The sequence below is a fragment of the Marinobacter sp. CP1 genome, assembly GCF_001266795.1.
Classification (GTDB): domain Bacteria; phylum Pseudomonadota; class Gammaproteobacteria; order Pseudomonadales; family Oleiphilaceae; genus Marinobacter; species Marinobacter flavimaris.
In genome coordinates, this window is record NZ_CP011929.1 from 3,382,271 (window position 1) to 3,406,224 (window position 23,954).

Genomic DNA, 23,954 nt, shown 5'->3' on the forward strand with positions numbered 1-23,954 from the left:
TCTGGAGCGTAACGATGGACTTTAACCTCACCGAAGATCAGCTGGCGTTTCGCAAGGCCGCGCGGGCGTTCGCGGAAAAATCCATGGCGCCCCACGCTGCGAAGTGGGACAACGAGCATATTTTCCCGGTCGATGTGATGAAGGAAGCCGGCGAAATGGGCTTCATGGGTATGTACACGCCCGAAGCGCTTGGCGGCATGGGGCTGTCCCGGCTGGACACCTCGGTCATCGTGGAAGAGCTCGCTGCTGCGTGCCCTTCAACCGCCGCGTTTATCACCATCCACAACATGGCTACCTGGATGGTCGCCAGCTTTGCGTCGGATGATCTCAAGCAGGAAATCGTGCCTAAACTCGCCAGCGGCGAATGGCTCGCATCCTACTGCCTGACCGAGCCGGGTGCCGGCTCAGACGCGGCCAGTCTTCGCACCAAGGCCGTGCGCGATGGCGACAGCTACATAATCAACGGCAGTAAAGTATTCATTTCCGGCGCTGGGGCCACCGATATTCTGGTCTTGATGGCCCGAACCGGAGCGCCGGATTCCGGCTATAAAGGCATTTCCACCTTCGTGATTCCCGCAGATGCCGACGGCATTTCCTACGGCAAGAACGAAGAAAAAATGGGCTGGCACAGTCAGCCTACCCGGATGATCAGCCTGGAGAATGTCCGTATTCCGGCCAGCAACCGAGTTGGTGACGAGGGCGACGGGTTTGCCATCGCCATGAAGGGGCTCGATGGCGGGCGTCTGAATATCGCCACCTGTTCCCTTGGTGGTGCCCAAGCGGCTCTTCTCCGTGCCCGTAACTACATGCACGAGCGGGAACAGTTCGGTAAGCCGCTGGCGGCTTTCCAGGCTCTGCAGTTCAAGCTGGCTGACATGGCCACCAACCTGGTTGCCGCGAGGCAGATGGTTCGTCTGGGCGCGTTCAAGCTTGATAACGCCGATCCGGAAGCGACACTGCATTGTGCCATGGCCAAACGGTTCGCCACCGATGCCTGTTTCGAAGTGGTCAACGAGGCCCTGCAGCTTCACGGCGGCTACGGCTACATTCGTGAATACCCGCTTGAGCGCTATCTGCGTGACCTGCGTGTGCACCAGATCCTGGAAGGCACCAACGAAATCATGCGTCTGATTGTTGCCCGTCGCCTGCTCGATGACGGCGTGGCTGAGGCAATTCAATAAGCATAGAAATGGGGTCTGATGAAATCGTCATCCGACCCCATTTTCAGTATGAGGAATAGCAAATGAGTGACCTGATTCAGCTCGAAAAACGCGGACATATCGCGGTACTGACCATCAACAATCCACCGGCCAACACCTGGACGAAGGATTCCCTCATTGCCCTGACGAACATCGTCAAGGAACTGAACGAAGACCGGGACATCTTTGCCCTGGTAATGACCGGGCAGGGCGAGAAGTTCTATTCCGCCGGCGCCGATCTGAAAACCTTCGCCGATGGCGACAAGGCCCGGGCGAATGAGATGGGCCAGCTTTTTGGCGAGGCCTTCTCCACGCTGCAGCGGTTCCGCGGTGTTTCTATCGCGGCGGTGAACGGCTACGCCATGGGTGGCGGCCTGGAGTGCGCCATGGCCTGTGACATCCGCATTGCCGAAGAGCATGCCCAGATGGCACTGCCCGAAGCAGGCGTTGGCCTTTTGCCCTGTGCCGGCGGCACCCAGAACCTGCCCTGGCTGGTGGGTGAGGGCTGGGCCAAGCGGATGATTCTGTGCGGTGAGCGGGTAAAGGCCGATACGGCACTGCGAATCGGCCTGGTTGAGGAAGTGGTGCCGAGCGGACAGAGCCTTGATAAGGCGCTGGAGCTGGCGGAAATGGCGTGCCAGCAGAGCCCGTCGTCAACGGCTCGTTGCAAGACCCTGGTGATGAGCGCCCGCGATGGCCGCAGCCACGACGACGGCTGGCGCATGGAGCGGGAACTGTTTGTTGAGCTGTTCTCTACCGAAGACCAGAAAGAAGGCGTAAACGCGTTTCTCGAAAAGCGCAAGCCGGAATGGAAAAACCGCTGAAGCCGGCTTTGAAGGCTGGCTCAAGGACCTGTTATGAGTGATCAACCCATTATCTTCGAAGAATGGAAGACGGGCGATGGCGCGCTGATCGCCGTGGCCCGGCTGAATACGCCCAAAGCGCTGAACTCGCTGTCTCTGGAAATGATCCGGTTGCTGACTCCGCAACTGAAGCGTTGGGTGGAGGACCCTGTAATCCAGGCCGTCTGGCTGGAATCCGAGGGCGACAAGGCGTTCTGTGCCGGTGGCGACATCGTTGCCCTGTATCGCAGCATGACCGAGCCACAGGGTGCCAGTGAGGGTGAGGCATTCTTCACCGAGGAATATGAGCTGGATTACCTGATCCATACTTTCCCGAAACCGCTCGTTTGCTGGGGACACGGCATCGTAATGGGTGGCGGTATGGGCATTATGGAGGGCGCGTCTCACCGGGTGGTGACAGAAGGATCGAAGCTTGCCATGCCCGAGATCACCATCGGCCTCTACCCCGATGTTGCGGCGGGCTGGTTCCTGAACCGCACCCCCGGGCGCACCGGCTTGTTCCTGGGTCTGACCGGTGCTCGCCTGAACGGCGCTGACGCAATCTTCACTGGCCTTGCCGACCGCTTCATCCGGCATGATCTGAAGGCCGATGTTGTTGCCGAGCTGTGCAAGCGTAACTGGCAGGGCGAAGATCCTCATGCAGTGGTCGGTAGTGTGTTGCGTCAATACGAGCGTGAGAGCGCCGACGCCATGCCGGAGTCACCGGTTCGCACTCATTTCGATGAGATCAATCGGGTTACCGATGCTGACTCCCTGGAAGCGACCGTTAACCAGTTGAAAGAACTGTCCGGTGGCGAAGGCTGGGTGGCGAAAGCGACCCGCTCCCTGGCTGGTGCGTCACCCACATCCCTGGCTTTGGTCTGGCGGCACCTGCACGGCTGTAAACACGACAGCCTGAAAGAGGTGCTCGACAAGGAACTGGTGCTTTCCACCAAGTGCCTGACCAAGGGCGAGTTTGCCGAAGGCATCCGCGCGCTTCTGATCGACAAGGACCAGCAGCCCCGCTGGCGCTATGCGTCCCTTGCCGAAATGGACAGCGCCTGGATCGACGATTTTTTTAGCTGATCTATTACAAGAACAAGGAGAAAAGACATGGCAAAGATTACCTTTATCGGTCTCGGTAACATGGGCGGCCCAATGGCCGGAAACCTGGTAAAAGCCGGCCACGAGGTCACCGTATTCGACCTGTCCAAAGACGCTGTTGCTGCCCTGGTGTCCGAAGGCGCGAAAACAGCAGGCACCGCCCACGAAGCAGCCAGTGGCGCGGAGTGTGTCATCACCATGCTGCCTGCCGGCCAGCATGTGGAAGCGGTATACCTGGGAGACGATGGTCTGCTGGCAAAACTGCCGGCCGGCACCCTGGTGATTGATTCTTCCACCATCGCTCCGGAAACAGCCCGGGGCGTTGCCGAAGTTGCACGAGCCAAGGATATCCCGTTCCTCGATGCGCCCGTCTCCGGCGGTGTTGGCGGTGCCAAGGCCGGCACCTTGACCTTCATTTGCGGCGGCTCGGAAGAGGCCTTCAACAAGGCCAAGCCGATTCTTGACGCCATGGGCAAGAACATCTTCCATGCCGGTGATCATGGGTCCGGCCAGGTGGCCAAGATCTGCAACAACATGCTGCTGGCTATCCTGATGTCCGGCACCAGCGAAGCACTTGCGCTCGGCGTGAAGAACGGTCTGGATCCGGCGGTGCTCTCGGAAATCATGAAGCAGAGCTCTGGCGGCAACTGGGCGTTGAACGTCTACAACCCCTGGCCAGGTGTGATGGAGGGCGTACCCGCGTCACGTAACTACGAGGGCGGCTTCCTGGTCAATCTGATGACAAAGGATCTGGGGCTGGCGTTCGACAACGCCGTGAAGAACCAGGCTTCCATTCCTATGGGCTCTCTCGCCCGTAACCTGTTCCAGCTGCACGCCGGGCAGGGTAATGGTGGCCTGGATTTCTCCAGCATTCAGCGGCTTTACAAGCCTGAATAAAGGTTGACCAAGGAAACGATTAAAACGCCAGACGAGCGCTACCTTGTGATCAAGGGGCGCCTTTGGCGTTGTTCGGATCCCAGTCTCCCGGAATCGGTGTATCAGGAACAGGTCAAGCGCCTGATGGCTGCTCGCCGGATGGTGCGTGATGCGAAAGCGTCCGGCGATGAGAGCCAGGAGCGTGATGCCCGGCAACAGGTGGATCACGCCAAGCGCGCCCTGGGTGAGCGCGGGCCGGTCTGGTGGTCTGATGACGAACCTGACTATACCCAGTGCAAGATCGAGAACACGCCGTACGCCGAATGGTATCGTTCGCTCCAGGAGGCGAGTGAGTAACGTTCGGTCTTTTCGTTGAATAACCGCGACTACGCTGTTAATGTTTCACCCGCTACGATGGAAGAACTGCCAGGGATAGTGCAGTTTTTGTAGCAGAATCATCCGGATTGATGACTTCAAAGGATTGAAGACATGCCCCAGGCAAATGGATTGCAGTTCACCGTCCGCGTTGGCGGTCTCCCCTCTGATATTTTTTCACTCGTCGGTTTTACCCTGACCGAATGCCTGTCCGAGGTGTTTCACGGTCGGCTTGAGCTGGCCAGTACCGATCCCTCAATTCAGGCAGCGGAAATTCTTGAGCAACCGGTGGATCTTGTGGTCTGGCAGGATGGCGAGCCTCTAAGGCGCTTCACCGGTGTGGTCAACGAATTTGTTCGGGGCGATGCCGGTCACCGGCGCACCCGCTATGAACTGAATATTCAGTCGCCGCTCTGGCGTCTGGGACTGATGCACAACAGCCGGATTTTCCAGACCCAAAGCAGCGATACCATCGTGGGTACCTTGCTGGAAGAGCGCGGCATTATCGACTCGGTTTTCGATCTGAAACGCACTCCAGAGCAGCGGGAGTATTGTGTTCAGCATCGAGAAAGCGACCTGGCCTTCCTCGAACGTCTCGCGGCTGAAGAGGGCTGGCATTACAGGTATGAACACGGGAGCGTGGACGCAGACACACAGCCGGCGCTTGTAATCGCCGACCATCATGGCGATGCACCGAAGCTGGAGCCGGCAGAATATAACGCCAAAGCCGGCGGCAGCAGCAGGCGCCCGGTCGTGTGCCGATTTCGATATGAAGAGCGGGTGCGGGTGGCCTCTGTGGCCATGAAGGATTATACCTTTAAGAATCCCGCCTATGCTTTGATGCATCAGCATGCTTCCGGCGACTTGAAGCACCGTGAAGATTACCAGCACTACGATTACCCCGGCCGCTTCAAGGCCGATGCCAGTGGCCAGCCGTTTACCGAAGCCAGACTGCAATCCCTCCGCAATGATGCCAGTACCGCATCCGGTGAGAGCAATCGCCCGGACTTCAGCGCCGGCGCCAAGGTTGAGCTGAAGGAGCACGACAGCGACGCTCTGAATCGGGAATGGCTGCTGACCGCAGTCACTCACACCGGCACCCAGCCCCAGGCCCTGGAAGAGGAGGGCGGCAGCGAACCCACCACCTATCACAACCGGTTCAATGCCATACCTGCAGACCTGACCTGGCGTCCCCGAACGCCCCATCGTCCTCTGATGGACGGCCCGCAAATTGCGATTGTCACAGGCCCGGAAGGCGAAGAGATCCACTGCGATGAACATGGCCGGGTCAAAGTCCGTTTCCCTTGGGATCGCTACTCGAAAAACGACGAACACAGCAGCGCCTGGCTCCGAGTCAGTCAGGGCTGGGCCGGCGGCCAGTATGGCTTCATGGCCTTGCCACGAATCGGCCACGAAGTAATTGTCTCCTTCCTGGACGGCGACCCGGACCAGCCCATCATCACCGGGCGAACCCATCACATCACCAACACGCCACCCTATGGGCTGCCGGAGCACAAAACCCGCACCACCCTGAAAACCAAAACCCACAAGGGCGAGGGCAGCAACGAACTGCGGTTTGAGGATGAGGCGGACCAGGAACAGATCTACGTCCACGCCCAGAAAGACCTGGACCTGCTCACCGAGAACAACCGCACGGAGGTGATTCGGAACGACAGTCACCGCACGGTCGAAAACAACGATTTCAGTCACGTCAAAGGCAATGAGCACCGCACTGTCGATGGCGAACAGCGTGAGTCGGTCGGGAGTGATTACAGCCTCTCCATCGGTGGCAGTCTTCACAGCAAACAGGGCAAAAACCAGCTCGTTGAAGCTGGCACCGAGATCCACCACAAAGCGGGTATGAAAGTCGTAATCGAGGCTGGCGCCGAACTCACACTCAAAGCAGGTGGTAGCTTTCTGAAGCTGGATCCCAGTGGCGTTACGGTCTCCGGGCCTTCGGTGCGCATGAACTCTGGCGGTGGGCCTGCGAGTGGGAGTGGGGTGGCATATAAAGTCCCGGAGCTGCCTGCCGTGATTGCTGGCTTAACCGGAGGCTCGGAGGTTTCGCAGCTTGAAGAAACCACCCAACGTGGTAACGGAAAGAGTGCTCCGCAGGTTTTGGCAGATCACTCAACATTGCTGAAGGAATCAGCCAACCAGGGAGCGCCTGTCGTTTCCGATTGTGAGTTTGATGAGAATGGACGCTGCAAACTACATCAGCACGCTTGATAGCCTGGATTTGTTGGCCCAGGAACCCTCCAGCGCGGACTTTGCCGTCATTGACCTCGCGGTCGATGATAGCTTCCTCAGATTTCTTTACGAAGCTGACCAGCATGGATCGGTTCAGTGGTGGAGTCTTCTGGAGAATACCCGATGGCAGGCCTCATGGAAGCAAGGACCCATACTTCTGGCGCTCAATGGAGACACCCGATTTCATAGAAAGCTTAAAGAGCGATTGAGCTTTGTGCCGCTGGGAGTCCTCATTGATTCGCCGGAAAGCTCGACGTGCGTTTTTAATTGGGCTCAGGGATGGTTGCTAGCACTTGCAAAGTCAGATGAGCGACTGTTTCGATTTTACGATCCAAGGTCTTTTCGTCCATTGCTGGCGGCTTTTACAGGACGAGCAAAACCGATCGTGAATGCCGGAGTAACAATCTACTGGCATAGCGGGTCGGAGTGGCAAGCATACCAGTCGCCTGATAAAGCCGGAAAGACAGAACTCCCCGAACAACCCTCGTTGGTTCAGTCTGAACTATCCGCGTTGCCGCCCTATAGATTGGCTGATCGTGCAATGGCTTATGAGCAAGTCTATCGGGATTATTTGCCTGAAAGCGGAGACCGAAGAGTCTGGGTTTTGGAGCAGCTTCAGAGAGCTTCGAAACTTGGTTTTGAAAGCGCTTCTTTACAAGAGCGTTGGTTGCGACTTTGCATCCGCATTGGCTCTGATCTGGTTGGGACGTCAGATTTTCAGAAAGTTATGAAAGCCCCGGAGATGACGCCGGCGGACCGTATGAACGCGATGGAACGTATATTGGAGGGCACGGATGCCACAGCATAAAGTTCAGTCAGGGGAAACGCTTTCAGCTATTGCTTCGAAGTATCAGGTTTCGTTGAGTGCGATCAAAAATGAGAATCCGATCATCAAGGATGTGAATCACATTGAAGCTGGATGGAATCTCACTGTCCCTGAAAACTCCGTAGACCAAAAGGCTTTTCCGGCAGCGCAATCGGCTAATGATGATACGAAAGATCATCTTGAATGCTCTCAGTGTTCAATTGAGTGCGAAGCGCTTGTCCACGTCACTGGTGAGGAAGACACTGTCTATGCGCTTAGTCGCACTCAGCTGAAGGATCTGATTGGTGAGATTGAGACTCTCAACGAGCCCTTGATTGAGCTAAAGGAAGCGGAAGCGGGGCCCGTAGAGGATATACCTGCTGCGCGCGAAAAGGCGTGGGACAGCCTTCGAGAGTTGGGGGCACTCCCCGAAACTGAGCAAAGTTCGACAGCAAAGGAGCTGCTCAATGACTACGAGGCCCGCTGGAAACGAGAGCGACAACGACTCGAGCATCAGCGTCGTAGAGAAAAACGGATTGAATATGAGATCAATCAGATCCGAAGCCAGATTCTGTTTCCCGCGAGTCAAGCCAACCTTACAGACAGGAAAGACCTGCTCTCAGTAAAAGTTTTCACAACGCTTTGTGCCGAACTGGAAGCGACACTGCCTGGCGTGAAGGCAAAGGTTGAGGCTCACGAGCTGATAACCGAAGCCAGCAAGCAAGACTTTGATGAAATGGATGAGAGGCTCAGGTTCCTCAGGGCGGCTTTGGAGGCTGAGCTTCAGTATCGGATGGTTCAGAGTGATCAGGACGCAGATAGCCACCGAGTGCAACGGCTCGGGCATGAAGCCCGGGAACTGAAGAAATACACCCGCTGGCCAGATTTCATTGCAGAGGCTGATATTCAGTCTTTGGTAGACAAAAAAAAGCGACTGAACGAACTCGATGATGAGCTAATTCCCTACATGGATTACGTCAGCGAATATGCCGCGAGAGTGTCCTGGGCTGTCCGGCTTTGGAACATAATCCACCACGACGAAGTTGAAAAGCACCGTAAGGAACAGCAGGAGCGACGAGAACTCATCGTGGATATAGAGAAAACCCTGAGGCGTTTGGTGGAAACCAGTCCACCTTCGGCTGTCGATGTTCTCGCAAAGCCGAACCTCGGTTCTATGAAGTCCCAGCCTCTAGTTGAACTTAAGCACACTGGTGGCGCAGGTTACCGCTACGCCCGCCAAGAGGTTCTGAATCAATTACGCACTAACTGGAAGCCGCTTAGGGCTTCGGATGTTCGAGCAGTTATGAGTGCTGCTGACTTTGAGCGGGCCTGGGACGAGGCGAAAAACGGCCTGAAGAACGACCGGTCGCTCAAGGTGAAGTTTGCTGAGTGGAAGAGCAAAGAGGACAACTTCTTTAACCAGTTGGAAATTGAATTATTTAAAAAAGAAGCTTCAACCGAAGATGGTCGTTTCGCCGCAGGTGCCGAAGCACAGATGTTCCGGTTTGCCGCGCAGTGCAGCCTGGAGGCCAACTACGAGCCCGAAAAGGGCCAAGCCTATATTGGTACCCAAATGCAAGGAACGTACAGTCTCCTGCAGGGTGAGGCGACCTTTGCCGCCAGGCTGCCGGATGAGACCGGAGCAAAGGTGCTCCTCGAGTACGAAAATCATCAGGGAAACTCGATAAAGCTCCATTGTGGATACTTCAGGGCAGACGCGGAATACCGGATTCAGGGGTTTGCGGGTGCCTGTCTGTCTCTCGCAGCAAATGCAAAGTTGTCCAGCGCACCCGGGGATGTTGGTGTCTCTGGCCAGACCAACGGGCAAGCTTTTGCTGGCGCAACCGTAAGTAATGAAGCCAGATTTGGGGTTAAGTGGAAGGCTGCTTATGAGGAAGTTGATGGAGCGACTGATGATCAAACAGGGGGGGATCCTGAGTTTGAATTGTTGGCTGAGGTAAAGCCAGAAATTGCGGTTTCATCCGGAATCGGTTTTGGTTTTGATTACAAAATTGAACTTCGCGAGAGCAAGCTTGTGGCCTTTTTCAAAGGTAGTCTGGTTCTTGGCCCCGGCGGGAGTGGGGGCATTGCTGCGGAACTGAATGCTGAGCAGATATGGGAGTTGGTTAAGTTTGTCAGGTGGTCGCTCGAGCAGAGCGATTTTCGCTTTTTAGACTGGATTTCGGAAGAAGCCTTTGACAGTTTATCTCGACTCTTGGGTATATTTGCTTGCAGTGAAGATGCTTTTTCGTCGCTAGTTGCGAAGGGAGCAGATACTTTATCGGAATTCTGGCGTTCGCTTCATCAAGCAGATGAAGAGGTACGAAAAGTCGCACAGCGTGTGCTGAAAAATAATCGACTGGGGGTACTGACTCCTTCTGCCAAATCACAATTGCTGACGATAATGATCCGAGATAGTAAGCCGGTTTTTGGTCAAGTGGATCCGCATCGTGACATCGCAACGCAAGCTATGATTGAGGTCTTTGAAACAATTAGTAGTCACCGAGAGCTCATAGAAGTTCTCAAGCGAATTGGGAATGAGTCAGGAAAGGGGTCGCTCCAAGATTTAATGAGCAACTATTACAAGTTCTTCCCGCGTCGATTGTTTCAATCGACGCAATCTGAAAGGGTTGAGAGTTGGCTCGCTTCAGTAGTTTAATTTCCCGAGAAGGAGCAGCGAAAACCAGTGGACTCGTTTGTTACCCGTTCTATGGCTTTGCGCCTTGTTACGGTTGTGTTGCCTGAGAAGTCTCTAAAATCGCCGCCTCGAAGGACCCTGAAGGGCTCGTTGCTCCAGCTTTCTATGATTGGGTTCTCGGGCCCTTCTGGGTTATTTATGGGCGAGCGGTCATAGTAATCGGCGCGATAATAATCTCTCACCCATTCAGCAGCATTACCCGACATGTCGTAAAGGCCAAGTGGGTTCGCAGGGAAGGTTCCTGGCGGCTTTGGGAGCGTTTTTCTCTGCTCTCGATACTGAGTCGGGAGTGCCGCCATGGTTACTCCTTCCTCTGCATGTCCGTTCGCAGTTGCATAACGCAACATTTTGCCGCCGCTCCGGGCTGCATATTCCCATTGCGCCTCGGTCGGAAGTCGAATATTGCTATCAGCTTGAGACCCCAGCCACCTGCAAAACTCCGATGCATCCGTCCACGATACCACCGCTGGTAGGTTCGGCTGGAAGCGTTCTGGATGTTCTTCCCTGAGAATTTCATAAGAATTGTTCGAGTGTTTGTAGTTAGTCACATCCATAAACAACTCGAAATCCCCTTGTGTCACCTCGTATTTCTGAATATAAAAATCATCAACGATGACACGGTGTGCCGGAATGGTATCGCTGCGAACACTCCACCCCCCGGGGTTCCCCATCATAAACTCCCCACCTTCCACAAAAACCATGGCGTCCATCTGACGCTGAATCATGTCTTTTGCCTGGGACTCGTAATAAAGGCTACAACCGGAAAGGGCAGAAGTGACAACAAGAGAAGAAAAAACGAGGTAACGCATGCTTGCTCCGTGCAATGGGGTTAACACTCCATGTGTTGGGAATATTCTATCAACTTGCTTGGAGCAACAGAATTACCATAGAGATAGTTTGTATGGATTGGAGGAACCGCGTCTCATCTTGTGACTTTCAAGCCTTGTTGAATCGAGTATAATTCCGAGTTCCGAAAACAGGGTGTTTTCGGGCAAGGAAGCAATCTTCAAGGGAACTGATATGAAAACCTTCAATACGCTGCGGGTGATTTTTTCACTCGTGGGTGTCGGCATGCTTGTCGGCGCCTTTTTCTCTTTCCAGAGCACTTCAACCTTTCTTGAAACCGCGACAGCCAAGCCGGGCGTTGTAACCGACCTGATTCGATCACGATCCAGTGATTCCAATACCTACTATCCTCTCGTCCGTTTTGAAGACGAAAAAGGCAGGCTCACAGAGTTCCTCTCATCCAGCGGCAGCAACCCTCCGAGTTACAGTCGCGGAGAGACGGTTCGTGTGTTGTTCATGCCCGGCAATGCTGAGTCTGCAAGAATCGATGGATTCTTTTCGCTGTGGGGAGTCACCCTGATCGTAGGCGGTTTGGGCGGTGTTTTCTTTATGGTTGGAGCCGGTATGTTTGTTGTGCCCGCTGTCAGGAACAGTGGGGCTGCCAAACTTCGCAAAACCGGGCAACGGGTTCAGGGTATGTTTCAGGGTGTCGAAAAGAACCAGATGATCGTCATGAACGGTAAGAGCCCCTATCAGATCGTTTGCCAGTGGCAGAATCCGGTCACCTCCGATATCCATGTCTTCAGGAGCGGCAACCTCTGGTTTGATCCTTCGGACCATATCCAGAGCGAGTCCATTCCCGTTTACATCAATCCCACAAACCCCAAGCGGTATTGGGTGGACACCTCCTTTTTGCCAAAGATGGCGAGCTGATCGGGCGCTGAATACGACTCAAGTGAACCCCGCGTAACCCTCTCCCGGGTGCGCTCGCGCCATGGTGAAGGTAGACTGACCGTTTTTAACACTGGCCTGGATTTTCCGGGCCAGCTTTTTTTCACGGTATACAGGCTTCATCATGGAAGACCAATCCACAAATAAGGAACCGGCGGGTGAGAACAAGCGCCTGCTGATTTCATCGGATCTTGCCACGCCGATATACGGTTTGTTCGGCCTGGGAATCCTGTACACCCTGTACGTGGCTCATCAGATTGTCCTGCCCATCATTCTTGCGGTAATGACGAGCCTGCTGCTCTCGCCCCTGGTCAAGAAGGCATACGTTAAGTGGCGGGTTCCCCGGATGATCAGCTCCCTGGTGTTTGTGCTCCTGGTGCTCGCCGGCATCGTCGGCATTACACTGGCCGTCGCGACGCCTGCCCTCAAATGGGTTGAGGAAGTGCCCCAGGGGATATCGAGGCTGCTGGTGGGCGAGAGCGAAATCAGTCGCCAGATCGCCAGAGTCTCCGAGTCTGCGGAACAGGTTGAAAAGTCCGTTGAGGAGCTCTCGGAGTCAGAAAGGCAACAGCCAACGACGGTTGTTCTGCAGACGGATTCCTGGCGCAACCAGTTGATGACCAAAGCCCGGAACGGCATCGCTGGTCTGGCTTTGGCGCTCGCATTGACCTATTTCCTGTTGGTGAGCGGTGATCGTCTGATCAAGAACTTTGTCCGTCAGTTGCCCATTGATCAGCGGAAAACTGTGCTTCGGATTACCCACGATTCTCAGCATCAGATTGCCCAGTACCTGGGCGTTCTCGGCCTGAGTAATCTGGCCGTCGGCACCACAACGGGCCTGATCTGCTGGGCCGTCGGGCTGCCGGATCCGGCTGTGTGGGGACTGGTCGCCGGGCTTGCCCGGTTCATTCCCTATCTGGGGGTTATTCTCTCTATCTCCATGCTGACGATTGTCTCTGCCATTAGCCTTGATGAGTTCTGGATGATGGCCATTGCGCCACTTGGCTTCCTCGGTTTGACCACGCTGGTCGGATTCTTTATCGAACCCTGGATTCACGGCTTTCGGATGGCGATCAATCCGGTGATCATCTTCGTCTCGATCTTCTTCTGGGGCTGGCTCTGGGGGCCGGTGGGCGTGCTACTGGCGGTGCCTCTGATGACGGTCATCCAGGTGGTACTCAAGCAGATTCCCAAGCTGCGTCCTGTCTATAAAGTGATTGCCCGGTAGTCTGATAATGGATACCCGCAACACGCACTGACACGCCCGGTAAACTCACCTATCCTCTTTGAATACCCGAAATTCAGCAAACAGGGAGGATCGTCAGCCCATGATCCCGAACACCATGAAAGCCATGGTTCTTACCGGTCACGGTGATGTCGATAAACTGGAGTACCAGGACGTGCCTGTTCCTGCGCCCGGAGCCGGTCAGGTGCTTGTTCAGGTTACGGCAACGGCGAAGAACAACACCGACCGCAAGGCACGGGAAGGGCTGTATCCCACCAAAAAAGGCGAAATGACATCCTTCCAGATGGGCGGCAAGCCCACGCTGGTTTTTCCGCGGATCCAGGGGGCAGACATCGCCGGGCGCGTTGTGGCTGTTGGTGATGGTGTGGATGGGTCCCGCATTGGAGAACGGGGCCTTCTGGATTTCAACATCTACGCCAATGACCGCCGAGACATCAATCTCACGCCCGATTACTACGGCCACGGTGCCGACGGCGGTTACGCGGAATACGTAGCGCTGCCGGCTGACCAGTTCCATCACATACCCAATGCCGAACTGGCGGATGCCGAAGTGGCGTCCATGGGCATGTGTTCCTACCAGACCGCCATGCACATGCTTACCTCGGCCAACATCAAGGCCGGAGAGCGGGTCCTGGTGACCGGCGCGAGCGGGGGCGTTGGCACGGCCCTGATCCAGCTTTGCCGAATTATGGGGGCTATTCCCTATGCTCTCAGTAAACAGGACAAAGCGGCAGCGCTGTTGGAACTGGGCGCCGAGGCGGTGCTGGATCGCTCCGATATGGACAGCTTTGTAGATCGGGTGAAAGCGGAAACCGGGGGCAAGCCCATTGATGCGGTGATGGATCTGGTGGGCGGAGAGATGACCGATGTGTTCATCGACACCATGATCTTCGATATGAACGCCCGCAGCACCTACCCGCGCCTGAGTATTGCCGGGGCCAGTGGCGGCAACATAAGCGAAATCCTGTGGACCCGGATCTACCTCTATCAGGTACAGATTTTCGGGGTGTCTCATGGCACCCGCGAAGAGGCGGAACAACTAATGGCCTGGATCCGGGGAGGGCAACTGAAACCGGTTCTGCACGGTGCGTTTCGGCTCTCTGATCTGCACCGGGCAGAAGAATATTTTGTGAACCGGGGTAGTAATTATCTCGGCAAGATCGTGATCGTTCCCGACTCACAATGGGAAGAACACGGCCAACCCTGGTCACTGGAGAGCGCTTGATGAAACCGGAACTTACCATTCAGTTGATGGATACCCATGCCGGCGGTGATGTCAGCCGGATCGTGACCGGTGGCATTGATCTGTTGCCCGGCGATACCGTGCGAGCGCAGATGGAGTACCTGCGGGATGACGCCGACGGTCTACGCCGGCTTTTGCTGGAAGAGCCCTACGGGATACCGGAAATGTCTGTGGATCTGTTGGTGCCGCCCACGGATCCGCGAGCTGCCGCCGGTTACATCATCATGGAAGTCATGGGCTACCCTATCTACTCGGGCTCCAACACCATCTGCACGGCTACGGCGGTGCTGGAAGCGGGCATTGTGCCCAAACAGGAAGGCCAGCAGAGTTTTATACTGGAGTCGCCCGCCGGACTGGTCCAGATTGAGGCGACGGTGCACGACGGAGTGGTAGAAGCCATCACCTGTGAAGGTCTGCCCAGCTATATCCACACCTACAAGGCCACCATCGACGTGCCTTCGCTGGGCGAGATTACCTACAGCGTTGCATACAGCGGCGGCTTTTATGCCCTGGTTGATGCAGCCAGCATGGGCTTCGATCTGACCCTGGACGAAGAACGCAAACTCGCTGAAACCGCCCACGCCATTGTCGAGGCGATTCAGGCAGAGCGGGGCTTTTCCCATTATACGCTTGGCGACGTAGGGCCACTGCCGTTCCTGCACTTCATGGGCCCTGTGGAACATGTGGCAGAGGGCTATTACCGGTCCCGCTCGGCAACCTATGTGCATCCCGGTGTGATCTGTCGGAGCACAACGGGCACCGGCACTTCCGCCCGTCTGGCGTTGATGAACTACGAAGGCAGCATCAAGCCGGGCGACAAGCTGGAAACCGTTTCCCTCAGAGAGACGGGCTTTATCGGTGAATTCACTTCGGTTGAGGAAGAGGGTGAGTACCAGGTGATCAAAAACAGCATCACCGGCAAGGGCTATGTCATTGCCCGCTCCGACATCGTGGTTAATTGCGATGATCCCATGGTGGAGTGCGGCTCCCTGCACCACATACTTTCAAGCCGCCATCCCGGAAAGATCACACCGAAATCCTGATTTTTGTGTTTGATCCCTTCTAAGGGTGCGGCAGGCCTGTCGCACCCGCTTTTCCTGCTCATAAAGCCCCGCAGATTTCTTCCTTTTTGGTCTAAAGTTTACCTTTACGTAAAGTGAAGCCTGTGCTAAACCTTGACCCGTGCTTTCAATGATAAAAACAACAGGAGTTGAGAATGAGCCTTCCGGAATATACCGACGTTTACAACAACTTCGATCCTGCTGCTCTGGAAGCGGACATCCTGGATGGACGTCTGGATAGCGGGCTCAACGTATGTCACGAAATCTGCGACAAATGGGCAGATGACCCGAGTCGGGTTGCACTTTACTACGAAACCGAAGATGGCGGTGACGGCACTCTGACTTTCGCCGAGCTGAAAGAGGCCTCTGCGCGTTTTGCCAATTATCTGAAATCCCAGGGCATCGGAAAGGGCGACCGGGTGGCTGCACTCCTGCCGCGCACTCCGGAGCTGCTGATCGTTATCGCCGGAACCCTGCGTGCTGGTGCCGTGTATCAGCCGCTGTTCACGGCCTTTGGTTCCGGGGCCATCGAGTACCGGTTCGAGCGAGCCAGCACCAAGCTGGTGGTTACCAACCCGGAGAACTATCCCAAGCTGAACGATGTCAAAGTCTGCCCGCCGGTTGTGGGTGTAAACGCCAGTGAGATTGGCGCGGACATCCCTGACTTCGAAGAGACCCTGGCGGCCCAGTCGAGCGATTTCGAGCCTGTCATGATCAAGGGCGACGATCCGTTCCTGCAGATGTTCACTTCTGGCACCGTGGGTAAGTCCAAGGGGGTTGCGGTACCGGCCAAAGCGCTGCTGGCGTTCTACGTTTACATGAAATACGCCATTGATCTGCAGGATGGTGACAGGTTCTGGAACGTGGCCGATCCCGGTTGGGCCTACGGTCTTTACTATGCCGTGGTTGGGCCGCTGCTGATGGGCCACGCCACGCACTTCAACCCGGGTGGTTTTACCCCGGAATCCACCTACGACATGATCCGCAAGTACAAGATCACCAACCTGGCTGCGGCGCCTACGGCTTACCGTTTGCTCAAGGCAAACGATCACGTGCTGCCGGAAGGCGAGAACCTGGGCCTTCGGGTTGCCAGCAGTGCCGGCGAGCCTCTGAACCCGGAAGTGGTGAACTGGATTCGCAACCGTCACTACTGCCCGGTTAAAGATCATTACGGCCAGACCGAGACTGGCATGACCTGCTGCAACTTCCACGGTCTGGCGCATCCGGTCCGTGAAGGCTCCATGGGCTATGCCTCTCCTGGCCACAAGGTGGTCGCGCTGAACGAGAAAAACGAGGTTGTAGGCGAGGGTGAAGTTGGTCAACTGGCGGTTGACGTAAAAGCGTCCCCGCTTTTCCACTTCGACGGTTACACCTGGGGTGAAAAGGACCCGTTCGTTAACGGCTACTACCTCACCGGTGACATGGTCATCAACCACGGCAATGGCAACTTCTCCTTCAGTGGCCGGGATGATGACATCATCACCACGGCCGGCTACCGGGTGGGACCGGCAGACGTCGAGAGCACACTGCTCGAGCACGCCGCTGTGGCGGAGTCCGGCGTTGTCGGCAAGCCGGACGAAAAGCGCGGTTCCATCATCAAGGCTTATGTGGTGATCAAGGGCGATTACGCTCTTGGAGACGAACAGGCCCTGAAAGACGAACTGCAGGAGTTGGTGCGTCGCAGGCTCTCGACCCACGCCTTCCCCCGGGAGATTGAGTTTGTTGATGAGCTGCCGAAGACTCCCAGCGGCAAGATCCAGCGGTTTGTCCTGCGTAATCAGGCCAAGGAAGAAATCGGAGCATGATCATTACGTTCGAAGAGCTGCAGGCCTTCCTTGACGAGCAGTTTCCGCAGGGGGAGGCCTACGGCACCCTGCAGAAGCTCGGGGATGGCTGGGCAGAAATGAAACTGGAAGTGGATGAGGCGCATCTCAGGCCCGGGGGCACCGTCTCCGGGCCGGCCATGATGGGGCTGGCGGATGTCACCCTTTATGCGGCGCTGTTGAGCAAGATTGGCCTGGTTCCCCTGGCGGTGACCACTAATCTGAACATTAATTTTCTGCGCAAGCCGGTGGCGCATCAGCCTATCTGGGCCCGTGCCACCATGCTGAAAGTCGGCCGTACCATGGGCGTGGGCGAAGTGTTCGTTTACTCGGAAGGTGCCGAAGAGCCGGTTGCCCACTCCACCATGACCTATTCAATTCCGCCAAACCGGTAATCCCATGCAGATTCGTGACATGATGGTGCCGATAGGCGACGGTATTGAGCTGGAAGTCAGGCGAATCCAGCACGCGGAACCGAAAGGGCCGGTGCTGGTTTTTCTCCACGAGTCCCTGGGCAGCATCGCCTTGTGGCGTAAGTTTCCGGAAAAGCTCGCGAAAGCAACCGGCTGCGACGCGCTGATCTACAATCGTCAGGGCTATGGCCATTCTTCCGATGAAGAGCTCCCGCGCCCACACGATTACCTTGAGACAGCTGGCGAACAGTGGTTGCCCCGTCTCCTGGACAAGCTCGAAATCAGGGATGTGGTGCTGATAGGGCACAGCGACGGTGGTTCCATTGCCCTCGTGACTGCCGGCACCATGGGGGGCCGTGTAAAGGCGCTGGCGACCATGGCGGCGCACATCTATGCCGATCACCTGACCCTCGCTGGTATCGAGGAAATGGCTGTACGTTACCGGGAGACGGATATCCGGGATCGTTTGGCGCGCTATCACGGCAACCGGACTGACGATCTTTTCAACGCCTGGCAGACAGTCTGGCGTGACGAAGGGTTTCAGGCGGCGATGGATTTCAGTCGCTGGCTGGCGGCAATTGAATGTCCGGCTATTATCATTCAGGGAGAAAACGACGAATACGGAGTGCCGGAGCAGGTCACGGATATCGTTGCCGGCATCGGACCAAAGGCCCGCGGCGTTCTTCTCGAGGATGCGGGGCACTCGCCACACCTGGAAAAGCAGGACCAGGTAGTAGAACTCCTATACGACTTTTTGCGTAGCGAGAGTGTACTTAAAAACTGCAATTAAGTGTTGACGTTTACGTATACGTCAATCTAATCTGGTAGTCAGATAAAACGCACAACAATAACAAAGGTAGATTGGCTCATGAGTGAACAGTACGTTCTGGAGACCCGTAACCTTGTCAAAGAATTCAAGGGCTTTGTTGCGGTCGACGACGTGAACCTGAAGGTCCAGAAAGGCCACATTCACGCCCTGATCGGCCCCAATGGTGCCGGCAAGACCACGGTCTTCAATCTGCTCACCAAATTCCTGATCCCGACCCGGGGCCAGATCCTGTTCAAGGATCAGGACATCACCACCATGAAGTCCGCCGCCATCGCCCGCCAGGGCATTGTTCGCTCGTTTCAGATCTCAGCCGTATTTCCACACATGACCGCGCTGGAGAACATCCGGGTAGCCTTGCAGACGTTCGAGGGCACCTCCTTCAGTTTCTGGAAATCCGGTAACTCCCTGCACAAGCTCAACCAGCGTTGCATGGAGCTCCTGGACGCCGTGGGCCTGGCTGAATTCGCCAACACCACCACGGTTGAGTTGGCGTACGGGCGCAAACGGGCGTTGGAACTGGCCACCACGCTTGCCATGGAGCCCCAACTTTTGTTGCTGGACGAGCCAACCCAGGGCATGGGTTCGGAAGACGTTGATCGCGTTGTGGAACTGGTACGCAAGGCTGCCGAAGGACGAACTGTCCTGATGGTTGAGCACAACCTCAGCGTAGTCAGCAAACTCTGTGATCGCATCACCGTACTGGCTCAGGGCGCTGTTCTGACCGAAGGCGATTACGCGACGGTTTCCGGCGATCCACGGGTTCGCGAGGTGTATATGGGCAGTGATGGTAGCGGCGAGCGCGGCACCACCGCCGACAATGATCAGGCGGAGGCAGCGCAATGACCACGAAATCCGACCGCGAGTACGAACAGCTGCGACTGTCCGGATTGCACGCCTTTTACGGCGAGTCTCACATCCTCCACGGCATCGACATGGTGGTGAACCGCGGGGAACTGGTGACTTTGTTGGGTCGCAATGGCGCGGGCCGTAGCACAACGCTCAAAGCCATCATGAATATGGTTGGCCGGCGCACCGGCTCCATTATGATCAATGGTGAGGAGACAATGTCCTGTGCACCTCATCATATTGCCAGGTTGGGTGTCGGGTATTGCCCCGAACATCGGGGCATTTTTTCCTCACTCAGTGTCCAGGAAAACCTGACACTACCGCCAGTTGTGCGTAGCGGCGGCATGAGCCTGGAAGAAATCTACAACATGTTCCCCAACCTTTATGAACGTCGCTTCAGCCAGGGCACCAAGCTGTCCGGCGGCGAACAGCAGATGCTGGCCATGGCGCGTATTCTGCGCACCGGCGCCAACATGCTGTTGCTGGACGAGATCACAGAGGGCCTGGCCCCGGTTATTGTAGAAAAGCTGGGAGAGGTCCTGATTGCCCTGAAAAACAAGGGCTTGACCATTGTCCTGGTTGAACAGAATTTCCACTTCGCAGCACCGTTAGCCGACCGTCATTACGTTGTTGAGCACGGTCAGATTGTGGAAGAAGTCAGCGCCAACGAACTGAGTGCAAAACAGTCGGTGCTGGATGGCTATTTGGGGGTCTGATCCCGGATAGGACGAGAGCAAGAAAAGTAACAACAACCCGAACCAACGCAAGACAGTAGCGGAGATACAACAATGACAATGATGAAAAAGCTTCTGACATCAGCCGTTGCATCAGCCATGATGGTAGGTGGAGCCCAGGCGGCCATTTCCAACGACACGGTCAAGATCGGTTATCTGGCGGACATGTCCGGCACCTACCGTGACCTGGCAGGCCCCAACGGGCTGAAAGCCCTGGAAATGGCGATTGCCGATTTTGGTGGCCAGGTAAATGGCGCCAAGATTGAAGTGGTGAGCGCCGATGACCGTAACAGCCCGGATACCTCATCCAGCACCGTACGTCGCTGGGTTGAGAACGAGGATGTCGATCTCGTAGCCGGTATGGTGGCTTCCTCTGTTTCCATCGCCGTGAGCAAGATTCTGGAAGAGCACGATCGCCTCGGTATCATTTCCGGTTCAGCGGCTTCCAGCATCACCAACGAGCACTGTACCCCGAACCACATCCACTACGTTTACGACACCTATCCGCTGGCCAACGGCACCGCCAGTGCGGTCGTTAAAGAAGGTGGCAAAACCTGGTACATGCTGACTGCCGATTACGCTTTCGGTCATGCCCTGGAAGGCGACGTGACTCGCGTGGTCGAAGCCAACGGTGGTGAAATCATCGGTTCAGTGCGTCATCCGTTCCCCACTCAGGACTTCTCATCGTTCATCCTGCAGGCTCAGGCATCCGGTGCTGATGTTATCGGTCTGGCAAACGCCGGCGCCGACACAACTAACGCCATCACCACCGCCAGTGAGTTCGGCGTAACCCAGTCCGGCCAGACTCTGGCGGCACTGCTGCTGTTCCTGACTGACGTGCATGCGCTTGGCGCTCAGACGGCCCAGGGTATCCAGCTCACCACCGGTTGGTACTGGGACATGAACGATGAAACCCGTGAGTGGTCTGATCGCTTCATGGAAGAAACCGGCGTGCGTCCGACCATGGTTCACGCTGGCATCTACTCCAGCGCCATGCAGTACCTGAAAGCCGTAGAGGCCACCGGTTCTGACGATGCCCAGACTGTGCGCAAGCAGATGATGGACACTCCGATCAACGACATGTTTGCCAAGAACGGCAAGATCCGCGTTGACGGCCGCATGGTGCACGATATGTACCTGGCGGAAGTGAAGACCCCGGCCGAGTCCAAGAACGAGTGGGATCTGTACAAGATTCTGCGGACCATCCCGGCCGAAGAGTCCTACCGTCCGCTCTCCGAGAGCAAGTGCAAGCTGGTCAATAACTAAAAGCGACCGTTATGGGTTCGTCCTGCAACAGGGCAGGGCGAACCCATGAAAACGGAAAAGAATAAAGCCAAAAAACAATCCCTGTGCTGCTTCTGGAGTTAGCCCAATGTCCATGATTTTCGGCGTCCCTTTAGCTGTGCTATCCGGCCAGCTCCTGATCGGAATAATCAACGGCGCCTTTTACGCCCTTCTGAGCCTTGGGCTCGCGGTCATCTTCGGTCTGCTGAAGATCATCAATTTTGCCCATGGCGCCATGTATATGCTCGGCGCCATGACCACCGTCCTGATGTTCGACTATCTGGGCGTGAATTACTGGGTCGCCTTATTGCTGGCGCCACTTCTGGTTGGTGCCTTCGGTGTCGCCATTGAATATTTTCTTCTGCGTCGCATTGCGGGGCAGGACCACATCTACAGTCTGCTGCTGACGTTCGGCGTCGCGCTGATCATCTCGGGTGTTCTGGTGAACTGGTTCGGGGTTTCCGGGCTTCGCTACACCATGCCGGACATGTTCAAGGGTGGCGTAAACCTCGGCTTCATGTTCATGCCGTACTACCGGGCCTGGGTCATCGTAGCGGCGCTGGTCGTCTGCTTTGCAACCTGGTTCGTGATTGAGAAAACCAAGCTGGGCGCCTACCTGCGGGCCGGCACGGAAGACTCTCAATTGATGCAGGGTTTTGGTATTAACGTGCCTCTTCTGATCAGCCTCACCTACGGGTTTGGTGTTGCGCTGGCAGCCTTTGCAGGTGTTCTGGCCGCGCCCATCTACTCGGTGACACCGGTCATGGGGTCGGCCACACTGATTACGGTCTTCGCCGTGGTGGTTATCGGCGGTATGGGCTCCATCGGCGGCGCCATCATCACCGGTATTCTGATGGGCGTGATTGAAGGGTTCACCAAAACCTTCTATCCGCCGGCATCCTCGGCGATCATCTTCCTGGTCATGGTTCTGGTTCTTATGTTCCGGCCCAGTGGCTTGTTCGGTAAGGAGGCATAACCATGAATCAGCCAGTCAATTCCGCCGACATTCACAAGGCTATCGTTCAGGAACAGGCCGCTCAGGATCGCAAAAAGATGATGCTGAACGGTGTCCTGCTGCTCCTCCTGCTAGCGGCACCGTTCATGATCTATCCGGTCTTCCTCATGAAGATCCTGTGCTTCGCGCTGTTTGCGGTGGCGTTCAACCTTCTGTTCGGCTTCACCGGCCTGTTGTCATTTGGCCACGCAGCCTTCCTGGCCACAGGGGGCTACACCACCGGTTACCTGCTCAGTAATTACAGCGGGCTCAGCACCGAGATGGGCATCATCGCCGGTACGCTGGCGGCCACAGTGCTCGGTACTGGCTTTGCATTGCTGTCGATTCGTCGCCAGGGTATCTATTTCGCGATGGTAACCCTCGCGCTTGCCCAGCTTGTGTTCTTCTTCTTCGTCCAGTCTGAATTCACGGGTGGTGAAGACGGTATGCACGGCATTCCCCGTGGCGAGTTGTTGGGCTTCATCAATCTTGAAGACAACCTGAACATGTATTACTTCGTACTTGCGGTGTTCATCGCCTGCTACCTGTTGGTACAGCGTATCGTCGGTAGTCCGTTCGGCCAGGTGCTGAAGGCGATCAAGCAGAACGAACCCCGTGCCGTCTCCCTGGGCTACAACGTGGATCGCTACAAGGTGCTTGCGTTCGTCATCTCTGCGGCCCTGGCCGGTCTGGCCGGTTCCATGAAGTCTGTGGTGTTCCAGCTTGCCTCCCTCAACGATGCCCACTGGCATATGTCGGGCGAGGTCATCCTGATGACCCTGGTTGGTGGTATGGGAACACTGTTGGGCCCGGTGGTTGGTGCCACCTTCGTGGTGAACATCGAGTACCAGTTGTCCCAGGGTGCCCTGCGTGACTGGGTGGACCCAATCCTCGGCGGGATCTTCGTCCTGACGGTACTGGCATTCCGTAGCGGTATCGTGGGAGAGATCCAGAAGTTCGTGAAAAAGAACCTGGGCTGACGCCTGCTTTAGCCAGGAAAACAAAAAGGGCCACCTCTGGGGGTGGCCCTTTTTGTTGTTCAACTGGCAGGGTTTCTCGGGTTAGAACTCCGCCAAACGACTGGGTGTACCCACATACACATAAACCGCTGAATCGCCGCGGAAGGCCACCTTGTGAACCGATACATTCGGTTTCCCAGCCTCAGCCGCGCTGAACCGGGTGACCATTCCTGCATTCATCCCATCCCTCGTTCTTTCCCCTTCAGTGCTTGACCAGCTATCACCCAGGCACTGCCCCATCCAGTTTACAGCCGTGTTGTACCTGGTGGTCGCCACCTCGTCGTTGGGAGTATTGCCGGAGCAGACGTAGGCGCTGTCGTTATTGGCCCAGCTCCAGACTTCGCAGTGTCCGCGGATTATCTGTTCTTTGGCATTGTAGACAGTTACCGAGCTGAAACTATTGGAGCTGCCACGGTAAGCCTCAAAACCAGAGGGGTAATCAGCAACGATGCCTTTCAGTGAGGCGCAGGGATCGTCAACGCCCAGTGACAGCGTGTTCTGAATTGAGCATCCCGCCAGGGAAAGCCCGATGATGACGGAGGTAAATTTTACGGTTTTGGGGATTTTCATTGAGTG

At 56.1% G+C, this 23,954-nt stretch carries 23 protein-coding genes; 20 read left to right on the forward strand and 3 right to left on the reverse strand.

Annotated features, from left to right (window positions below; genetic code table 11):
- The first annotated feature begins 14 nt into the window (after positions 1 to 14).
- The 8 genes from ACP86_RS15635 (at position 15) to ACP86_RS15670 (ending at position 10,110) form a co-directional block, all read left to right on the forward strand.
- Positions 15 to 1,181 carry an acyl-CoA dehydrogenase family protein gene (locus ACP86_RS15635; protein WP_053114700.1) on the forward strand — a complete coding sequence of 389 codons (1,167 nt, stop codon included), beginning with the start codon at positions 15 to 17 and terminating at the stop codon, positions 1,179 to 1,181.
- Between the two features lie 62 nt (positions 1,182 to 1,243).
- Positions 1,244 to 2,023, forward strand: a complete 780-nt coding sequence (locus ACP86_RS15640; protein WP_008175944.1) for an enoyl-CoA hydratase — start codon at positions 1,244 to 1,246, stop codon at positions 2,021 to 2,023.
- A 33-nt stretch (positions 2,024 to 2,056) separates the two neighbouring features.
- Positions 2,057 to 3,127 (forward strand): enoyl-CoA hydratase/isomerase family protein, encoded by a 1,071-nt coding sequence (locus ACP86_RS15645; RefSeq protein ID WP_053114701.1) that lies wholly within the window; start codon positions 2,057 to 2,059, stop codon positions 3,125 to 3,127.
- Between the two features lie 27 nt (positions 3,128 to 3,154).
- On the forward strand, positions 3,155 to 4,042 hold the full coding sequence (gene mmsB, locus ACP86_RS15650) for a 3-hydroxyisobutyrate dehydrogenase (RefSeq protein WP_053114702.1): 888 nt from the start codon (positions 3,155 to 3,157) through the stop codon (positions 4,040 to 4,042).
- Positions 4,043 to 4,045: 3 nt separating this feature from the next.
- On the forward strand, positions 4,046 to 4,378 hold the full coding sequence (locus tag ACP86_RS15655) for a hypothetical protein (protein ID WP_053114703.1): 333 nt from the start codon (positions 4,046 to 4,048) through the stop codon (positions 4,376 to 4,378).
- A 132-nt stretch (positions 4,379 to 4,510) separates the two neighbouring features.
- The gene (locus ACP86_RS15660; protein WP_176443090.1) at positions 4,511 to 6,625 is read left to right on the forward strand and encodes a type VI secretion system Vgr family protein; all 2,115 of its coding nucleotides are present in this window, start codon (positions 4,511 to 4,513) and stop codon (positions 6,623 to 6,625) included.
- The gene (locus ACP86_RS15665) at positions 6,594 to 7,454 is read left to right on the forward strand and encodes a DUF4123 domain-containing protein (RefSeq protein ID WP_053114704.1); all 861 of its coding nucleotides are present in this window, start codon (positions 6,594 to 6,596) and stop codon (positions 7,452 to 7,454) included. The genes ACP86_RS15660 and ACP86_RS15665 overlap by 32 nt, the downstream gene beginning before the upstream one ends.
- The gene (locus ACP86_RS15670) at positions 7,441 to 10,110 is read left to right on the forward strand and encodes a LysM peptidoglycan-binding domain-containing protein (RefSeq protein ID WP_053114705.1); all 2,670 of its coding nucleotides are present in this window, start codon (positions 7,441 to 7,443) and stop codon (positions 10,108 to 10,110) included. The genes ACP86_RS15665 and ACP86_RS15670 overlap by 14 nt, the downstream gene beginning before the upstream one ends.
- Here the strand turns inward: ACP86_RS15670 and ACP86_RS15675 are convergent.
- On the reverse strand, positions 10,107 to 10,958 hold the full coding sequence (locus ACP86_RS15675; protein ID WP_053114706.1) for a formylglycine-generating enzyme family protein: 852 nt from the start codon (positions 10,956 to 10,958) through the stop codon (positions 10,107 to 10,109). The two genes, ACP86_RS15670 and ACP86_RS15675, sit on opposite strands and share 4 nt — an antisense overlap.
- Positions 10,959 to 11,169: 211 nt before the next feature.
- Between ACP86_RS15675 and ACP86_RS15680 the strand changes: the two genes are divergently transcribed.
- A complete protein-coding gene (locus ACP86_RS15680) occupies positions 11,170 to 11,868 on the forward strand; it encodes a DUF3592 domain-containing protein (RefSeq protein ID WP_053114707.1) in 699 nt (232 codons plus the stop codon).
- Between the two features lie 18 nt (positions 11,869 to 11,886).
- Here the strand turns inward: ACP86_RS15680 and ACP86_RS23505 are convergent, their stop codons facing one another.
- Positions 11,887 to 12,012, reverse strand: coding sequence for a hypothetical protein (locus ACP86_RS23505; RefSeq protein ID WP_264752422.1), 126 nt, complete (start codon positions 12,010 to 12,012; stop codon positions 11,887 to 11,889).
- Here ACP86_RS23505 and ACP86_RS15685 point away from each other — a divergent pair.
- The 11 genes from ACP86_RS15685 (at position 12,011) to ACP86_RS15735 (ending at position 23,339) form a co-directional block, all read left to right on the forward strand.
- Positions 12,011 to 13,114 (forward strand): AI-2E family transporter, encoded by a 1,104-nt coding sequence (locus tag ACP86_RS15685; protein ID WP_008175930.1) that lies wholly within the window; start codon positions 12,011 to 12,013, stop codon positions 13,112 to 13,114. The genes ACP86_RS23505 and ACP86_RS15685 overlap by 2 nt on opposite strands.
- 100 nt (positions 13,115 to 13,214) lie before the next feature.
- Positions 13,215 to 14,357, forward strand: a complete 1,143-nt coding sequence (locus ACP86_RS15690; protein ID WP_053114708.1) for a zinc-binding dehydrogenase — start codon at positions 13,215 to 13,217, stop codon at positions 14,355 to 14,357.
- On the forward strand, positions 14,357 to 15,418 hold the full coding sequence (locus ACP86_RS15695; RefSeq protein ID WP_014576406.1) for a proline racemase family protein: 1,062 nt from the start codon (positions 14,357 to 14,359) through the stop codon (positions 15,416 to 15,418). The genes ACP86_RS15690 and ACP86_RS15695 overlap by 1 nt, the downstream gene beginning before the upstream one ends.
- A gap of 173 nt (positions 15,419 to 15,591) precedes the next feature.
- Positions 15,592 to 17,241 carry an AMP-binding protein gene (locus ACP86_RS15700; protein ID WP_014576407.1) on the forward strand — a complete coding sequence of 550 codons (1,650 nt, stop codon included), beginning with the start codon at positions 15,592 to 15,594 and terminating at the stop codon, positions 17,239 to 17,241.
- Positions 17,238 to 17,654 (forward strand): PaaI family thioesterase, encoded by a 417-nt coding sequence (locus ACP86_RS15705; RefSeq protein ID WP_008175922.1) that lies wholly within the window; start codon positions 17,238 to 17,240, stop codon positions 17,652 to 17,654. The genes ACP86_RS15700 and ACP86_RS15705 overlap by 4 nt, the downstream gene beginning before the upstream one ends.
- Before the next feature lie 4 nt (positions 17,655 to 17,658).
- The gene (locus tag ACP86_RS15710) at positions 17,659 to 18,462 is read left to right on the forward strand and encodes an alpha/beta fold hydrolase (RefSeq protein ID WP_008175921.1); all 804 of its coding nucleotides are present in this window, start codon (positions 17,659 to 17,661) and stop codon (positions 18,460 to 18,462) included.
- Between the two features lie 78 nt (positions 18,463 to 18,540).
- Complete coding sequence (locus tag ACP86_RS15715; protein WP_008175919.1) at positions 18,541 to 19,344, forward strand: ABC transporter ATP-binding protein; 804 nt, start codon at positions 18,541 to 18,543, stop codon at positions 19,342 to 19,344.
- On the forward strand, positions 19,341 to 20,063 hold the full coding sequence (locus ACP86_RS15720) for an ABC transporter ATP-binding protein (RefSeq protein ID WP_008175916.1): 723 nt from the start codon (positions 19,341 to 19,343) through the stop codon (positions 20,061 to 20,063). Before ACP86_RS15715 ends, ACP86_RS15720 begins: the two co-directional genes overlap by 4 nt.
- Positions 20,064 to 20,135: 72 nt before the next feature.
- On the forward strand, positions 20,136 to 21,347 hold the full coding sequence (locus tag ACP86_RS15725; protein WP_008175914.1) for an ABC transporter substrate-binding protein: 1,212 nt from the start codon (positions 20,136 to 20,138) through the stop codon (positions 21,345 to 21,347).
- 106 nt (positions 21,348 to 21,453) lie between these two features.
- Complete coding sequence (locus ACP86_RS15730) at positions 21,454 to 22,341, forward strand: branched-chain amino acid ABC transporter permease (protein ID WP_053114709.1); 888 nt, start codon at positions 21,454 to 21,456, stop codon at positions 22,339 to 22,341.
- A 2-nt stretch (positions 22,342 to 22,343) separates the two neighbouring features.
- On the forward strand, positions 22,344 to 23,339 hold the full coding sequence (locus tag ACP86_RS15735) for a branched-chain amino acid ABC transporter permease (RefSeq protein WP_008175909.1): 996 nt from the start codon (positions 22,344 to 22,346) through the stop codon (positions 23,337 to 23,339).
- Positions 23,340 to 23,420: 81 nt separating this feature from the next.
- On the opposite strand, the gene ACP86_RS15740 is transcribed toward ACP86_RS15735, so the two are convergent.
- A complete protein-coding gene (locus tag ACP86_RS15740; RefSeq protein WP_008175906.1) occupies positions 23,421 to 23,948 on the reverse strand; it encodes a hypothetical protein in 528 nt (175 codons plus the stop codon).
- Between the last annotated feature and the right edge of the window lie 6 nt (positions 23,949 to 23,954).

Coding starts and splice junctions, on each gene's coding strand:
- ACP86_RS15635 (WP_053114700.1), top strand. CDS start 15: ATGGACTTTAACCTCACCGAAGATCAGCTGGCGTTTCGCAAGGCCGCG.
- ACP86_RS15640 (WP_008175944.1), top strand. CDS start 1,244: ATGAGTGACCTGATTCAGCTCGAAAAACGCGGACATATCGCGGTACTG.
- ACP86_RS15645 (WP_053114701.1), top strand. CDS start 2,057: ATGAGTGATCAACCCATTATCTTCGAAGAATGGAAGACGGGCGATGGC.
- mmsB (WP_053114702.1), top strand. CDS start 3,155: ATGGCAAAGATTACCTTTATCGGTCTCGGTAACATGGGCGGCCCAATG.
- ACP86_RS15660 (WP_176443090.1), top strand. CDS start 4,511: ATGCCCCAGGCAAATGGATTGCAGTTCACCGTCCGCGTTGGCGGTCTC.
- ACP86_RS15665 (WP_053114704.1), top strand. CDS start 6,594: ATGGACGCTGCAAACTACATCAGCACGCTTGATAGCCTGGATTTGTTG.
- ACP86_RS15670 (WP_053114705.1), top strand. CDS start 7,441: ATGCCACAGCATAAAGTTCAGTCAGGGGAAACGCTTTCAGCTATTGCT.
- ACP86_RS15675 (WP_053114706.1), bottom strand. CDS start 10,958: ATGCGTTACCTCGTTTTTTCTTCTCTTGTTGTCACTTCTGCCCTTTCC.
- ACP86_RS15680 (WP_053114707.1), top strand. CDS start 11,170: ATGAAAACCTTCAATACGCTGCGGGTGATTTTTTCACTCGTGGGTGTC.
- ACP86_RS15685 (WP_008175930.1), top strand. CDS start 12,011: ATGGAAGACCAATCCACAAATAAGGAACCGGCGGGTGAGAACAAGCGC.
- ACP86_RS23505 (WP_264752422.1), bottom strand. CDS start 12,012: ATGATGAAGCCTGTATACCGTGAAAAAAAGCTGGCCCGGAAAATCCAG.
- ACP86_RS15690 (WP_053114708.1), top strand. CDS start 13,215: ATGATCCCGAACACCATGAAAGCCATGGTTCTTACCGGTCACGGTGAT.
- ACP86_RS15695 (WP_014576406.1), top strand. CDS start 14,357: ATGAAACCGGAACTTACCATTCAGTTGATGGATACCCATGCCGGCGGT.
- ACP86_RS15700 (WP_014576407.1), top strand. CDS start 15,592: ATGAGCCTTCCGGAATATACCGACGTTTACAACAACTTCGATCCTGCT.
- ACP86_RS15705 (WP_008175922.1), top strand. CDS start 17,238: ATGATCATTACGTTCGAAGAGCTGCAGGCCTTCCTTGACGAGCAGTTT.
- ACP86_RS15710 (WP_008175921.1), top strand. CDS start 17,659: ATGCAGATTCGTGACATGATGGTGCCGATAGGCGACGGTATTGAGCTG.
- ACP86_RS15715 (WP_008175919.1), top strand. CDS start 18,541: ATGAGTGAACAGTACGTTCTGGAGACCCGTAACCTTGTCAAAGAATTC.
- ACP86_RS15720 (WP_008175916.1), top strand. CDS start 19,341: ATGACCACGAAATCCGACCGCGAGTACGAACAGCTGCGACTGTCCGGA.
- ACP86_RS15725 (WP_008175914.1), top strand. CDS start 20,136: ATGACAATGATGAAAAAGCTTCTGACATCAGCCGTTGCATCAGCCATG.
- ACP86_RS15730 (WP_053114709.1), top strand. CDS start 21,454: ATGTCCATGATTTTCGGCGTCCCTTTAGCTGTGCTATCCGGCCAGCTC.
- ACP86_RS15735 (WP_008175909.1), top strand. CDS start 22,344: ATGAATCAGCCAGTCAATTCCGCCGACATTCACAAGGCTATCGTTCAG.
- ACP86_RS15740 (WP_008175906.1), bottom strand. CDS start 23,948: ATGAAAATCCCCAAAACCGTAAAATTTACCTCCGTCATCATCGGGCTT.